Below are 13,918 nucleotides of genomic sequence, written 5' to 3'. Positions count from 1 at the left end.
CGAAGATAGTGAGGGGGTTGCCCCTTGTCAAAATAGCTCGATGCCAGGTCCCTAATGCAAATATCCTCAGCCCACATGGACTGAGGATATTTTGTTGCGAGGCATCCCATACTGCGTTGTTGTTGATATTTTCCCTATGAGCACTTCACCTATAACGCTAGAAACCTTTGACCCTAGTGGTGTGGGACTTGACAATGGCAATCTCTATGGACTTCCCTGTGATTACGATGCGGCGGGCATCATCATTTTTGGTGTGCCGTGGGAGGTAACGGTTTCTTATCACCAGGGCACAGCCCAGGGGCCACAACGGGTTTTAGATGCTTCGCCTCAGCTTGATTTGTACGATCGCGACAATCCTGAGGGCTGGCGACAGGGTATTTTTATGCCACCGATTCCCCAGCATTTGCTAGAGCTCAACGCTCACGTGCGGGAGGCAGCGAATCGAGTGATACAGGCGACGGAGGAGGGGGTAGCGATCGCCACACAGACCTTGCTCCAAAATGATCTTGCTAACGTTAACCACGCCTGTGAGCAAATGACGGGCTGGCTCTATGCTCAGGCCTCGGCTGCCCTAGACCAGGGCAAACGGGTAGGGGTGATTGGTGGCGATCACAGCGTTCCCTTGGGTTATTTGCGGGCGCTGGCCGATCGCTATGATGACTTTGGGGTATTGCACATTGATGCCCATGCTGATCTGCGCTATGCCTATCAGGGCTTTCGTTATTCTCACGCGTCAATTATGTACAACCTGCTGGGGTTGCCTCAAATGAGTAAGCTGGTGCAGGTCGGTATCCGCGACCTGTGCCACGATGAGGTGTCGCTGATTAAACATTCTGAGGGGCGTATTGTCACTCACTACGACACGGTGTTGAAGGAGAATGGCTTTCGCGGTATTCCTTGGATGAATCAGTGTGAGGCGATGGTGGCGGCACTGCCGGAGAAGGTCTATGTCAGCTTTGATGCCGATGGTCTTGACCCTAAGCTATGCCCTAATACCGGCACTCCTGTGCCCGGCGGCCTAGAGCTGGAAGAGGTGTTTTGTCTGCTGCGCCAAGTTGTACACAGTGGACGGCAGATTATTGGTTTTGACCTGTCGGAGGTGGGTGATGGTGAATGGGATGGCAATGTAGGTGCTAGGGCTGTGTATAAGCTCTGCTGCTTGATGGGAATGGGGAACTCAACGAATTAGGCGAGGCAGACAAGGTTTGGTTAGTCGACCAAAGGATTACTCTGCTCTCTAGACAACTCTTTGTATTTGGATAACCTTGTCGAAGATCAGGGGATTTTGCCAAACACTCGCCCCACATTTCAGGCCTTGAAAAACCACTAGATTATTTGTCGCCGTAAAAATAGGCGATTTCTTTATCTTTGAGGGGGGCAAACTCTGCGGCGGCTAGCATGGTGTTGAGGTCACCTTGGGAAAAATGCTTGGCTCCGATGCGCACAATGCGCGATCGCATTGAGTTGGAAACCCCGCTGCGCTGCCGATCGGCTTCCTTAGCCATGACCGTATGGTAAAGATCTAGCTTGGCGGCGGGAATAGGAGTGCCGTCAAGGTCGATACCAGCGGCAATGGCGGCATCGACGGCATCGGCACCAGTGGTCGGAGGAGTAGCCATGGCAATCAGCTCTACTTAAGGTTATTGCACTCAAAAATACTATCAGACAGCGCTCTTCTCTTGGTGAGACTTTATTCAGACCACGGCTGAGGCCTCAGCTATGGGGGGGAGGCTATCTTCAATTTCGGTGACTACACGAATTTTGCTGGCGCTTAGGTGCTGGGTGATGGCTGCCACAGCGACATCGGCGTCTCGACTGGCAATGGCTTCATAAATCTGTCGATGCTCTAGGCGAATGTCGAGCACGTTGGGGTTTTGCTGAAGGGTCTGAATCCGCAGTAGGGCCATGGCATCGAAAAGACTGTCGAGCAGGGTCACTAACCGCCGATTACCCGAGCTTTCGGCGATCAGGTGGTGAAACTGGTAGTCTACGTCGAGCAGGCTCTCGGCGGAAAGGCTGCCGTGACTGTTGGCGGTGGCACCCTCGGCTTTGATGACACAGGCGGCGATCGCCTTGAGCTGCTCTGGGGTGGCATGGGTGCAGGCTCCCGTCACAGCTAGCGCTTCTAGAGCGAGGCGACAGTCATAGAGCTCTTCAGCATCGCTGGCGGTAATGGTGGTGACCCGCAGCCCACCGCTGACATCGGCAGTTACCAGACCGTCTTGCTGGAGCTGGCGCAGGGCCTCGCGCAGAGGCGTGCGGCTGACCTGTAGCCATTCGGCCAGCTGGGTTTCCACTAGGCGATCGCCTGGGGGCAGCTCTCCGGTCAAAATGGCTGTACGCAGTGCTTGATACACCTGCTCATACAGCGACTTACCGCGATTGATAGAAGGAGGGGACGATAACATCACCGGAGCTGAAACCTCTGGAGCAGAATAAACGGGCAACCCACGTAACCTGCAGCTCTAAGCCAGTCAAGGATTGACTAACCCGGCGGCAACATTACCTAATCATACAAAGCGGGGTGGGAAAGGTGCCTGTCAATCCCTCAAGGTGTAGAAATAGCTGGATAATGCCTTAGATCATCAAGAAAGCCTCAACTCAGTCTTTCCATGGCGGCGGTGAATTAGTATTTCTGCTGAGCTTAGTTTTCTCCCTACTTCCTTCTTAATCTATGACTATGCAGGGGCAATTGAGAATTGGTGGCTGGGGGCAGAATCTGAGACATTGGTGGCCTGGAGTGGCATTGCTGCTGCTGCTGACGCTTGGGCCAGTTAGAGGGTCGCTGCCATCGCCCCAGGCCGAGGTGGTTGTCGTCGATCGATCGCTGGTGGCTGAGGGAGCAGCAGGTTGGCAATTGGCCCTCGCTCCCCACCAGCATTTGGTGGTGGTCGAAGCCGATCAGGGGCTAGCCCCAGTTACCGAGGCGATCGATCGTTACCACCCCATGGCCCTGCACTTGGTCAGCCACGGCAGCCCTGGGCATGTGCTTTTGGGAGGTGTAGATTTGAGCACTCCTACCCTCGAGACCCACCGTCGAGATCTCGATCGCTGGCAAGATGGTCTCCCTGCTGGGGCCGATGTGCTCCTCTATGGCTGTGAAATCGCCCAGGGCAGCCTGGGAACAACGTTTTTGCAAAATTTTCAGCAAATCACTGGGGCAGATATGGCCGCTTCTACCACCCCCAGCGGCAACTCTGATCAGGGCGGCGACTGGCAACTCGAAAGAGTGTTGGGCCAGGTGACGACCCAGGTGCCGTGGATCACAGCTCCGGTAGTGGGGTTGCTCAAGCAGATGACCGTCACATCCACCGCCGACAGCGGCCCTGGCACGTTGAGGGAAGCGCTGGCGATCGCGAACCAAACCCCCGAAGATGACCTGATTTCCCTGACCTCGGTCAGCGGCACGATCGCCCTAGAGAGTTCTCTACCCCCCATTCGCAGCGGCCTATTTTTGGTGGGTGATGGCGACGACATTCTCAGCGGACAGCAGGCTCACCGGGTGCTGGTGGTAGAAGATGGCGAAGTCACCCTCCGCGATCTAACTGTGGCTAATGGCCTCGCCGCTGGGGATGACGGTCTGGAAGGGGCCGGGGGCAGCGCTGGGCTCGGTGGTGGACTGCTGATCAACGGCGGCAAGGTCACTCTGACCAACATGCGGTTTGTCGATAACCAGGCGGCGGGCGGCAACGGTATCCCTCGCCAAGAGCCAGAGAATACGGCCATTCGCTTAGAAAAGCAGAAATATACGCTGAACCGGGGGGCGATCGCCGGTGTCAACGGCATCGGCATTCATCAGGCAGACTCGGTGCCCACCTCCCCTAAGGGCCTCACCATTGACACCGTAGATGACCGCATCAACGCCAACCGAGGGGCAATGGCGGGCGTTAACGGCATTGGCGTCGGCGGCATTGGCACGATTGCCTTTGCGGGCGGGGGCGGCTTTGGCGGCCTGGGCAATGCGGGCAACGGCGGTAACGGCGGCAATGGCGGGGCCGAAGGTGGCAACGGTGGCAATGGCGGCGATGGTGGCAACGGCGGTGTAGGTGTTTTTGGCGGCAGCGGCCCGATGGGTGATCTGGGCACCATGGGTGTGGCTACCTTTAGCGGCGGCGGCGGCCTCGGCGGTGTGGGTAATGCAGGCAACGGCGGTGGCGGCGGTGATGCCCAATCTCCTACAGCGACTGGCGGTAACGGCGGCAGTGGCGGCAACGGCGGCAACGGTGGCTTTGGTGGCGGCGGCGGCGCGGGTGGCTGGGGAGGTGATGGCGGCTACTTTGGCCTGCCTGGCACCCCTGGTAAACCTGGCAGCGGCGGCTTTGGTGGGGGCAATGCCTCGGTGGGCCAGGGCGGCGGCGGCGGCGGCCTGGGCGGTGCGATCTTTCTCAAGGCGGGGCGGCTGATTTTGCACAACACTGTGTTTGAGGGCAATAGAGCCTTCTCTGGAGCCGGGGCTAACCCCGGCCAAGGCAAAGGGGGGGCGATCTTTGTGCCCGATCAGGGGGCAATCGCTGCCACCGACCTCCGCATCAGTCCCCAGGTGCGCACGATGGGTGAGTTGCCCACCTTTATCGACAACTACGCCGCTGATGCGGCAGAGTCTCCGACCGACAACCCCGACTGGTATGGCGTCATCACCCCCAGTGCCGGTCAGAGCTAAACGGGTTAGGGTTCAGGCAGTTCTTAGCAGGTTGCCGTAAGCTGATGAATGACGTGATTAGATAACTCTGAAAATCTGGTGATGATAACCCTGCGCAGGTCTTTGTTGGGACTGCTCCTCTTGGCTACTCTGGCACTAGCTTGGGACTCCTTGCCCTTTTACGCTACTGCTGATCAACTGCCTGAGGCCACAGGCGAGGTGGCGGAGACTAAGCTGGCCAAGGCTACCTTTGCCGGGGGCTGCTTTTGGTGCATGGAAGGCCCCTTTGATGAGCTTGATGGCGTGCTCTCTACTACCTCGGGCTATACCGGCGGCACCAAGGTAGACCCCACCTACTACGAGGTTTCGGCGGGAGGCACGGGCCATGTGGAAGCGGTCGAGGTGACCTACGACCCGGCTAAGATCGACTATGACCGGCTGTTGCAGGTATTTTGGCAGAATGTAGACCCTGTGGACGATCGCGGCCAATTTTGCGACAAGGGCAGCCAGTACCAGGCCAAAATCTTTGTCCACGACGGTGCGCAGAAATCTCTGGCTGAAGCCTCTAAGCAAGTCCTTAGCGCTGAACCCAAGTTCCAAACTACGCCCATTGTCACGGCCATTGAGCCCGCCCAGACCTTTTACCCCGCTGAAGACTACCACCAAGACTATTACCTGAAGCATCCGCTGCGGTACAAGTATTACCGGACGGCCTGCGGGCGCGATCGCCGCCTAGCTGAGGTATGGGGAAATGAGTCGTAAGCGGGATGGGGTGCTGATGACCTTAATCCGTAATTCACTAAGCTCACCAGCAGTCCAAAATCACACATCGCACATCCACAATACCCATCAACCATTGTGCAGGGTTTCTTAAATCTCCATAAGCCCCAGGGTGTCAGTTCCCACGACTGCGTGGGAATGGTGCGGCGACTGTTGGGCATTCGCAAGGTGGGCCATGGCGGTACCCTCGACCCTCTGGCGGAGGGGGTGCTGCCGATCGCCGTGGGGCGTGCTACCCGTCTACTGCCCTACCTGCCGGAAGGCAAGGCCTACCGAGCGATCGTCCGCTTTGGCTTGACCACGGCGACCGATGATCTGGAGGGCGACATTCTCACCGAAAAGCCTGCCGCCCACCTCACTCTGGAGGACGTAGCCGCTGTGCTGCCGGAGTTTGAGGGTACCATCGAGCAAATTCCCCCCGCTTTTAGCGCCATTCAAGTGCAGGGGCAGCGGCTCTATGATCTGGCCCGGCGGGGTAAGCCAGTCACCGTGCCCTCTCGCACTGTGGTCATTCATCAGCTCACGGTGCAGCATTGGCAGCCGGGCGATCGCCCCGAGCTTACCCTCGACATAGACTGCGGCCCAGGTACCTACATTCGCTCGATCGCTAGGGATCTGGGCGATCGCCTTGGCCCAGGTGCCACCCTGGCCCACCTCACCCGCACAGGCAGCGGCGGCTTTAGCCTGGCAGACAGCCTCTCCTTAGAGGCGATGACAGTTCAGGTAGAACAACAATCCCTGACTCTAGTCGACCCTGAAACAGCGCTATATCACTTGCCTACCCTCACTCTGCCCGCCGATCTCGCCTACCGCTGGCGGATGGGGCAAAAGTTTCCGCCGCCGCTAGCGATACCCGCCGAGACACCGTACCGACTGCTGGCAGCACCCGAGGGCGATTTCTTAGGCATTGGCCAGCTCGAAGAACGGGAAGATGGCCCGATTTTGAAGGCTAAAGTAGTGCTCCGACCCGTGTGAGCAAAGCCCCCCGGCCTAGGCCGAGTTTGTCAGCCAGTCTACAATGCGGCGATTGAAGATCTCGTCAGTTTCGTCGTAGAGGCAGTGACCCACACCGGGGCACACTTCGAGGGTGAGGTGGGGGCTGAGATTGAGCAGACTCTGGGCCATGGCTAGCGGCACGACGCGATCGCGATCGCCCCACAGCAGCAGCGTGGGCACGGCCAGCTCAGCCACCATATCTTTGACTGAGGGGCTAAAGCTGGGGTCAGTGCGCGATCGCACCAGATAGCATAGGGCTCGAGCCGCACCGCGATCGCAGGGCGGCAGGGCAAACAGATTTACCAGGTCGTCATCGACGCGATCGGCCACGGTGTAGATGCCTGCTAGGGCGCGGCGCAGAAGGCTGGGGCGGCGGATGAGCGCAAACAGCGATCGCATCAGCAGGGGATTGGCCACTAGGCTCTCCACTTTGAGCGCCAGGGCTGCAACCCATCCCGCTACCAGGTCTTCGCGGTTGGCCTCCAGCGGTAGGGTGATCAACGCCAGCTGTTTTACCCGGTCAGGGTGATGGTGGGTAGCCGTCAGAGCCACTAAGGCCCCGAGAGAATGCCCCACCAGCGCCACCGGCTGGCCAATCACCTGCTGCATAAAATCTGCCACCTGGGCCGCCCATAGCTCGGCTCCGTAGAGAGTAGCGGCCTTCTCAGTATCGCCAAAGCCGAGCAGGTCGAGGGCGTACACCGGGGCGATTTGGCTGAGCGCTGGCAGATTGTGCCGCCACTGGTTGAGGTTGGCTCCAAACCCGTGAATCAGCAGTAGGGGAGGCCCGTCAGCATTCTCTGGACCCGCATGAAACCAGTAGCGCACCCGCCAGCCTCGCCAGTACCAAAAGCGCTGGTGCCCCGTGTGGCTGAGGACAGTCGGTAGGCTGCTGAGGAGGGTTGGGGCAGGAGGCATGGAAAAAGTGGCGCTAGGAGTGCTGGCGTGGCTACATTTTATTTAACTGACCTCAGGCGGGCTTTTGAAAAATCAGCAGGTGTTGCTCGGGGAGGCTGTCATCGGTTTTAACCCACTCCAGCCCTACGGCGGTCATTTCGCGGCGCACCTGGGCAACGCTCATCTTGTGCAGCCGCTTGATCATGATCATCGGGTTTTCTGCTTTGTACTCCAGTAGGGCCACCCGTCCACCGGGCTTGAGAGCCTTTACCACGCCCTCCATCACTTCGCGGGGGTAGGCAAACTCGTGATAGGCATCGACCATCAGCGCCAGGTCGATGGCGTTAGGGGGCAGGTTGGGATTGTCGATCTGGCCCAAGATCGGCTCTACATTTTCAATGCTCTGAGCGGCTAGCTCGGTTTGCAGCAGGGCTAGCATTTCAGGCTGAATGTCTACCGCCAGCACTTTGCCCTGGGGCAGCAGGGGAGCCATGCGGCGGGCAAAGTAGCCGGTACCGGTGCCCAGGTCGGCGACAATATCGGTGGATTTGAGGTCGAGGGCGGCGATCGCGGCCTGGGGGCGTTCTTGCAGTACTCGACTGGGGCGTTCGAGCCAACCAGCCCCTTGGTGGCCCATGGTCTGGGCGATTTCGCGACCCAGGTAGACTCGGCCAATGCCGTCGGGACTGGGGGCAACGGTTTGGTAGTCGGTGCTGACCTGAAGTGCTGCCGTATTGCAGGCGGTCAGACTCCAAACCAGGGCGACCAGGGCGAGGCAGCGGATCAGACCCGTCACCAGTCCAGGTGGCTGGCGTTCAGATGTAGAGGGGAAGGGCATAGGGGTTTAGGTGCGATCGCGATCAGCTTCTAGAAGAGCCATAAGTCTGTGGAGCCATCATAAGATTTCCTCCCATGGAGAACTTTCTCGAATCAGAGCCTGCATTCTGGTGAATCAGGCCTCTACGGCTGCTGCTGGGGCCGGTTCGAGGAGGGTAATCAGGGCCAGGCTCACCTGGTCTTCGCCGGGCTGACTGAGTTCGGCCCGTACGCCAGGGCCAAAGAAGGCTTCAATTTTGCTTTTCTTTTCTACCCATGTGGTGAAAGGCAGCGTAGAAGAATCGAACTCTAGCACCAGGGCATAGCTGCCGTCGATCTCGGTCTCGTGCAGGCCGCTGAGTTCGGGGCATTCTTGGCCGGAGGGGCTGAGGCCGAGTTTTTGCAGCGCGACATCCAGGTGAGCTTCTTGGCCGTAGCGGTAGCGGGTAACGTCTTGGCGCACCTGGTTTTGGGTAGGGGTGGCCTGCTCTTCGCGCAGCTTCACCACCTCGGGAGGAGTGGGCTGGGTGTAGGGGGCGGGCTCTAGCTCAGCGGCTCGCAGGGCCAGGCCCCCCAGCAATACCGGAATGCCGTAGAAAAAACCAACCAGATTGAGGGTGGAATTGTCTTGAAAATAAGCAATGAAGCCAATGATGGTGAGCACTCCGCCCACCGCCAGCAGCACCAGACTCAGGTTGATTCGCCCCAATTTGATTCGCCCTAGCATACGGCCCTCGGTGGAAAGATTATGTTCTCTACTCATCATGCCGTTTTGTGGGTGAGAAAGGTAGAGAAATATGAAGGAGTGACGGGTAGGGAGCCCTCACTCCCAGGCTGGGTGGGGCAGGTAAAGCCGCCATGAGAGCAAATGCATCTTCAGGTCCGTAGGGCAAATGCTCTCGGCAGAGTCTCGATAGAGGGACATCTGCCTCGTTGCCAATTGGGATGAATCAGTGATTTTACTAACAAATGATAAAATCTTTATTATAGGTAGCTTCTACATTCGCTAAATTTGATCTGACTGGCTAGAAAAAAGTCTTGAGACTTGAGCGGTAGGTCAGTCGCAGCGGTCGCATCACCATTTTCCAAGGCCTGAATATCGCTTCACAGCCTGTGCAGCTTTAGAGGAAAGTAGATTGACTCAGGGTACTTGTGCATTGAGTGTTGATTCGCTCAGTGAGCTTTTCTGCCAAAGTTTAAAGGTGAGTACCGGTGCCTCTGACTATGGGTGTCGGATGCTTGCCCAGCGCCTAGCAACGGAGGTGCATCGCATCTGCAATGAGAGCGATCGCATTCAGTCTTCGGGTGATGTTGAAGCCTGGGCCAAATCTCTGGGTAAGCACCGCCTCGATCAATGTCTCAAGTACTACAGTTTAGGGTCGCGCCAGGGGCGCATTGAGCTGCACAGCAGCCTCAGTGCTATTGTCTACCGCTACATCACCCCGCCCCAGGTGCAGACCAGCTACCAGGCGCGGCTGGGGCTGATCGAAGACTTCTTGCAGGGGTTCTATGTTGAGGCCCTGAATGCCTTTCGGCGCGAAAACCACTTGGGCGATCGCTATCAGCCGCGCACCCTGCTAGAGCTAGCCGAATTTATGGCCTTTGCGGAGCGCTACGGCAAGCGGCGCATTCCCCTGCCGGGGCGACGCAGCCAACAGCTCATTATTCTCAGGGCTCAGACCTTCTCTAGGCAGCAGCCCCCCGAGATCGCCATCGATATCGAGCAAGCTACCGACTACGGCGGCGAGGGTGATGACCTGCGCCCGATCGCCTCCCACCAGCGGGTGCGCGAAGAGATGATTGCCCAAGTTGACGACCTGCCCGAAAATTCGCTGCGCAGTCGAGTCATTGAGGCTCTGCTGGCCTATCTCAAAGAGCGCAACCAGGATGAGTGTGCCGATTACTTTACCCTGCGGCTGCTCGACCTGCCCACCCAAGAAATTGAAGTGCTGCTTGGCCTCACCCCCCGCCAGCGCGACTATCTCCAGCAGCGGTTTAAATATCATCTACTGCGCTTTGCCCTGTCTCACCACTGGGAACTGGTACACGAGTGGCTTGAAGCTAGCTTAGAGACTAATCTAGGGCTCACTACCCAGCAGTGGCAGCGGCTGCAAGACGACCTCAGCGCCAAGCAAGCCCAACTCTTGGCCCTCAAACAGCAGGGTATGACCGATGGTGAAGCCGCTAAAATTTTGGCTATGACCCCCACTCAGTTTCAAAAACAATGGACTAAGCTGCTGGAGCAGGCGTGGGTTATTCGTAACGTTTAGTCATCTCTCAAACATCCATCCGGACAGAACTCGCCAGACCATGAATAGAGACTCAGACATCACCGAAGACAGTCTGCTAAAGCTCCTTCTGGAGACGATTTTGGTGAACGACGAACCATCAGGAATCCGCCCTTCCCTGGCAGCTGACGCTGTTCTAGACCCTGCACCTGTTGACCCGATCTACCCAGAGTCTGGGCCATTGGCTCCAGTCAGGCCCGGTGACAGCGACCTAGATGCCAACCCTACCCCTGTTTTTGACGCTGGAGATCTATTCACTGTGCAATCTCATTTTGAAGCCTTGCTCAAGCGCCGTCTGCAGCAAGAAATATCCCATCGACCGCCTCTTTTTCCCTGGGAAAAGAATTTACAAGACTACCCTGACAATGTTGCCCCTGGCGTTGCTTCAATCTGGCTAGATCACCTGAGAAATCTGGCCATTCCGGGAACTGTGCCCGAAGACGTGTTGGTTGACCTGTTTAACGAGTGTCAGCGCATTGTCCACGATATCCAGCAACCGGGGCGTCGCCTGGTCGCCGCCGTGGCAGGCCTCTTCGCAGACCAACCTCAAACCCTCGAATATGTTGCTGGGTTAGTGGCCCGGCCCGCCTATCGATCGGCCCAGGCCCAAACCCTAGAGCAGGTCGACTATCTGACCGCATCGCCTCCCCAGCAGGTAGCCCTAGCCATGCTGGCGGCCCAGGGTATTTTTGAGGCTCTATCGCTGACGGTGTCTGCTGACGCTCCGACCCAAGAGCAAACCTGGCTGACCAGTGCCGGTTCCTTGATCCTACGGGCGACCTACGAGCCTGAGAATGCCCAGCTAGAGGTCAGGGCACTATTGCCTGCTGGCGGCAGCCTGGTATTGACCGCTTCTGATGAGACCCTTGGGTCTGAGCGATCTACCCTGGGTGAGCTGGTGCTGCGGTTAGCCACTCAGCCCGGTAAGCACCATCGGCTCGATGTCAGGCTGGATCAGAGTCAGGTAGCTCCGATGAGTTTTCAGGTCAAGATCGACAGCTAGGGATTGCGCCTAGAGGTTTGCGCCTAGGCAGAGGCTGACCCGCCGGTTAGCATGGAGTCAACCTTCATCGCCTCTTGTCACTATGGTTGCTTCGCGCTGGCTGGCCTCTACGCCCTTGGGCAAACCCGCTGCTCCCCAAGAGGTCGAAGACTCCGTATTGCTGAGGCTGCTGGTGCAGTTGCTGGTTACCCTGGGCATTTGCTCTATGGTGGTGGCCGCCACTGGGGTTACCGATGCTTCGCTGTGGAATCTGCTGGCTATTCCTGCCAGTGCTGTAGGGGCAGCCTTTAGCTGGTATCGGCGACGCAACCGCAACGTGGCGGTGAAGTTTTTTATCGCCATTGGCATGCTGATGGCCCTGGCTGCTTTTTTTTCTCGCTTGGTCGAGCAGCCGGGCGATACTCGTATTGTGCTGGCTGAGCTGTTGGTGCAGTTGCAAGTGCTCCACAGCTTCGACCTGCCCCGCCGCAAAGATCTGGGCTACTCCACGATGATTGGCCTAATTTTGCTGGGGGTAGCGGCTACGATTAGCCAAACTCTGGCCTTTGCCCCGCTGCTGCTGCTGTTTGTGTCGGTGGCTATTCCTGTCTTGGTGCTTGACTACCAGTCGCGGCTGGGGCTGAAAGCGCCCGTGTGGGGCCAGGTCAAGCTGCGCCCAGTTTTGGGCCGCTTCCTGGCGTTGCTGACCCTTGTTGTTGGCCTGGGATTGCTGATTTTCCTGTTCCTACCCCGTCTGCCTGGCTATCAAATTCAGAGCTTTCCGGTGAGTTCTGTGATCGAGTCGCCAGATGATTTTTCGGGTGAGTCGATTGTGAACCCAGCCTACCGTGGCGATGGCGATGAGCAGGGGTTTGGAGAAGGCGAAGGGCCAGGGGATATCCAGGGGCGGGGTAAGCTGAGTGGGCCAGGGGTGGTCGATACGACCTCTTACTACGGCTTTAACCGCCAGATGAACCAAAACCTGCGGGGGGATATGACGCCCCAGGTGGTGATGCGCGTGCGATCGCAGGCTCCTGGTTTCTGGCGAGTGCTGGCCTTTGACACCTACACCGGCCAGGGTTGGGATATCTCTCGCAACGACAACACCCAAAAGCTGAGGCGATCGCGGTTTTCGGCCCGGATGTTTTTGCCCATCGACCCGACCCTGGCCCGCACCCGTGACGTGGTACAGACTTATACCTTGGTCAGCGAACTGCCCAACCTGATCCCCGCGATGTACCAGCCCAAGGAGCTGTACTTTCCCACCCGCGAGATTGCGATCGATGCCGAGGGCAGCCTTAGAGCGCCAGTCATTCTCCAAGAGGGCATGACCTATACGGCCATATCGCGGGTGCCTTACCGCGATCGTACCCAGCTGAGAGAATCCGGCACCCAATACCCACCCGGCATCTTATCCAACTACCTGCAAGTGCCGGAGGAAATTCTAGAGCCGGTGCGAGCCAAAACCGAGGAGCTGTTGGCCACCTCCCCTATTCCCCTGACAGACCCCTACGAAAAAGCCCTCTACCTGGCCCAGACGCTCAAGCAGCGCTACACCATTCAACCTGAACTGCCCTTCTTCAACTCCGATCAAGATCTGGTCGAAACCTTTCTGTTTACCACCGAGGGGGGCTACCCCGACCACTTTTCCACTGTACTCACCATCATGCTGCGGTCGATCGATATTCCGGCCCGTCTGGTGGCTGGGTTTGGTGAAGGAGAGTTTAATCCGTTTACTGGGTTTTACATTGTTCGCAATACCGATGCCTATGCTCTCACCGAAGTGTATTTTCCCCGATACGGCTGGTTTGGCTTTGACCCAATTCCCGGCCACGAGTTAATTCCTCCCAGCCTCAAGGAGTCTGAAGCCTTTAGCCTGATCAGACGACTGTGGAGCTGGTTTGCGGGCTGGCTCCCCTCCCCCTTAGTCGGCCTCATAGATGGCCTGATTGCCCTGCTGAGCGATGGGCTAGCCTACGTGGTTCGGGCTCTCACCAGCCTTCTCAACCTGGGCTGGATCGGCATTATCGTCAGCATCGCCGTTGCCACAGGGCTGGGCTTTTTGAGCTGGCTTGGGTTCCTCGGGCTGCGGCGCGCCTGGTACTATCGTCAGCTGCGTCAGTTGGAGCCCACCGAGAGACTATATCAACAAATGCTGACCTGGTTTGATCGACAGGGCTCTGGTAAAGCCCCGGCTGAGACCCCGCTGGAATACAGCCAGCGCCTCTATCAGCTCACCAAGGCCCAGAGCGCCCAGGCGGCCAGCGAAATCGCCCATGCCTACGTGCGCTGGCGCTACGGCGGCGAACCCCAAAATCTTGCCTACTTGAGCGAAAAGCTAAAACTCATTCAGCGCAGCCCCCGCTCTCAGCACCGACAAATTCAGCAGTAATCTGTGCTGAAATATCCTTGATTTTCCTTGGGTTTTCGCTATGCTCGATGGAAGCTATTGAGGCTTAGCGGCTAGCAATCACGTTCGGCAGGGGTATTCCAGCTACCAAGGTATTTTTTCCGAGGACG

At 57.8% G+C, this 13,918-nt stretch carries 12 protein-coding genes; 7 read left to right on the top strand and 5 right to left on the bottom strand.

All coding sequences use genetic code 11. The features are described from left to right. Nucleotides 1–136 precede the first annotated feature (136 nt). Nucleotides 137–1,189 carry an agmatinase family protein gene (locus tag AC0QKW_RS06015; protein ID WP_473150155.1) on the top strand — a complete coding sequence of 351 codons (1,053 nt, stop codon included), beginning with the start codon at nucleotides 137–139 and terminating at the stop codon, nucleotides 1,187–1,189. Between the two features lie 142 nt (nucleotides 1,190–1,331). On the opposite strand, the gene AC0QKW_RS06010 is transcribed toward AC0QKW_RS06015, so the two are convergent. Together AC0QKW_RS06010 and AC0QKW_RS06005 are read right to left on the bottom strand one after the other, a co-directional pair. Further along, nucleotides 1,332–1,619, bottom strand: a complete 288-nt coding sequence (locus AC0QKW_RS06010; protein WP_473150154.1) for a small RNA NsiR4-regulated ssr1528 family protein — start codon at nucleotides 1,617–1,619, stop codon at nucleotides 1,332–1,334. 75 nt (nucleotides 1,620–1,694) lie between these two features. Then, nucleotides 1,695–2,408: a GntR family transcriptional regulator gene (locus tag AC0QKW_RS06005; protein ID WP_473150153.1), complete on the bottom strand. Its 714-nt coding sequence runs from the start codon at nucleotides 2,406–2,408 to the stop codon at nucleotides 1,695–1,697. A gap of 332 nt (nucleotides 2,409–2,740) precedes the next feature. Here AC0QKW_RS06005 and AC0QKW_RS06000 point away from each other — a divergent pair, with 332 nt between their 5' ends. The 3 genes from AC0QKW_RS06000 (at nucleotide 2,741) to truB (ending at nucleotide 6,394) form a co-directional block, all read left to right on the top strand. After that, nucleotides 2,741–4,660: a DUF4347 domain-containing protein gene (locus AC0QKW_RS06000; protein ID WP_473150152.1), complete on the top strand. Its 1,920-nt coding sequence runs from the start codon at nucleotides 2,741–2,743 to the stop codon at nucleotides 4,658–4,660. A gap of 81 nt (nucleotides 4,661–4,741) precedes the next feature. Then, entirely contained in the window at nucleotides 4,742–5,401 is a 660-nt protein-coding gene (msrA, locus tag AC0QKW_RS05995; protein ID WP_473150151.1) for a peptide-methionine (S)-S-oxide reductase MsrA, read from the top strand. Between the two features lie 96 nt (nucleotides 5,402–5,497). After that, nucleotides 5,498–6,394, top strand: a complete 897-nt coding sequence (gene truB, locus AC0QKW_RS05990) for a tRNA pseudouridine(55) synthase TruB (RefSeq protein WP_473150150.1) — start codon at nucleotides 5,498–5,500, stop codon at nucleotides 6,392–6,394. Between the two features lie 15 nt (nucleotides 6,395–6,409). Here the strand turns inward: truB and AC0QKW_RS05985 are convergent, their stop codons facing one another. The 3 genes from AC0QKW_RS05985 to AC0QKW_RS05975 all read right to left on the bottom strand — a co-directional run bounded on the left by AC0QKW_RS05985 (nucleotide 6,410) and on the right by AC0QKW_RS05975 (nucleotide 8,855). After that, nucleotides 6,410–7,333, bottom strand: coding sequence for an alpha/beta fold hydrolase (locus tag AC0QKW_RS05985; RefSeq protein ID WP_473150149.1), 924 nt, complete (start codon nucleotides 7,331–7,333; stop codon nucleotides 6,410–6,412). Between the two features lie 52 nt (nucleotides 7,334–7,385). Then, nucleotides 7,386–8,150 carry a class I SAM-dependent methyltransferase gene (locus tag AC0QKW_RS05980; RefSeq protein WP_473150148.1) on the bottom strand — a complete coding sequence of 255 codons (765 nt, stop codon included), beginning with the start codon at nucleotides 8,148–8,150 and terminating at the stop codon, nucleotides 7,386–7,388. A gap of 114 nt (nucleotides 8,151–8,264) precedes the next feature. Further along, nucleotides 8,265–8,855 carry a DUF2854 domain-containing protein gene (locus AC0QKW_RS05975; RefSeq protein WP_473150147.1) on the bottom strand — a complete coding sequence of 197 codons (591 nt, stop codon included), beginning with the start codon at nucleotides 8,853–8,855 and terminating at the stop codon, nucleotides 8,265–8,267. A 430-nt stretch (nucleotides 8,856–9,285) separates the two neighbouring features. On the opposite strand from AC0QKW_RS05975, the gene hetZ reads away from it, so the two are divergent. From hetZ to AC0QKW_RS05960, 3 genes are all read left to right on the top strand, one after another. Next, complete coding sequence (gene hetZ / locus AC0QKW_RS05970) at nucleotides 9,286–10,398, top strand: heterocyst differentiation protein HetZ (RefSeq protein WP_473150146.1); 1,113 nt, start codon at nucleotides 9,286–9,288, stop codon at nucleotides 10,396–10,398. 40 nt (nucleotides 10,399–10,438) lie between these two features. Further along, complete coding sequence (locus tag AC0QKW_RS05965; RefSeq protein WP_473150145.1) at nucleotides 10,439–11,419, top strand: hypothetical protein; 981 nt, start codon at nucleotides 10,439–10,441, stop codon at nucleotides 11,417–11,419. Nucleotides 11,420–11,501: 82 nt separating this feature from the next. After that, the gene (locus AC0QKW_RS05960; RefSeq protein WP_473150144.1) at nucleotides 11,502–13,790 is read left to right on the top strand and encodes a transglutaminase TgpA family protein; all 2,289 of its coding nucleotides are present in this window, start codon (nucleotides 11,502–11,504) and stop codon (nucleotides 13,788–13,790) included. The last annotated feature ends 128 nt before the right edge of the window (nucleotides 13,791–13,918 follow it).

The organism is Pseudanabaena sp. PCC 9330, assembly GCF_055795045.1.
The sequence above is the reverse complement of the archived record's forward strand: the minus strand, read 5'-3'. Positions and strand labels throughout refer to the sequence as shown.

Excerpts from the sequence above, each read along its gene's own strand:
- AC0QKW_RS06015 (WP_473150155.1), top strand. The coding sequence starts at position 137 with ATGAGCACTTCACCTATAACGCTAGAAACCTTTGACCCTAGTGGTGTG.
- AC0QKW_RS06010 (WP_473150154.1), bottom strand. The coding sequence starts at position 1,619 with ATGGCTACTCCTCCGACCACTGGTGCCGATGCCGTCGATGCCGCCATT.
- AC0QKW_RS06005 (WP_473150153.1), bottom strand. The coding sequence starts at position 2,408 with ATGTTATCGTCCCCTCCTTCTATCAATCGCGGTAAGTCGCTGTATGAG.
- msrA (WP_473150151.1), top strand. The coding sequence starts at position 4,742 with ATGATAACCCTGCGCAGGTCTTTGTTGGGACTGCTCCTCTTGGCTACT.
- AC0QKW_RS05985 (WP_473150149.1), bottom strand. The coding sequence starts at position 7,333 with ATGCCTCCTGCCCCAACCCTCCTCAGCAGCCTACCGACTGTCCTCAGC.
- AC0QKW_RS05980 (WP_473150148.1), bottom strand. The coding sequence starts at position 8,150 with ATGCCCTTCCCCTCTACATCTGAACGCCAGCCACCTGGACTGGTGACG.
- AC0QKW_RS05975 (WP_473150147.1), bottom strand. The coding sequence starts at position 8,855 with ATGCTAGGGCGAATCAAATTGGGGCGAATCAACCTGAGTCTGGTGCTG.
- AC0QKW_RS05965 (WP_473150145.1), top strand. The coding sequence starts at position 10,439 with ATGAATAGAGACTCAGACATCACCGAAGACAGTCTGCTAAAGCTCCTT.
- AC0QKW_RS05960 (WP_473150144.1), top strand. The coding sequence starts at position 11,502 with ATGGTTGCTTCGCGCTGGCTGGCCTCTACGCCCTTGGGCAAACCCGCT.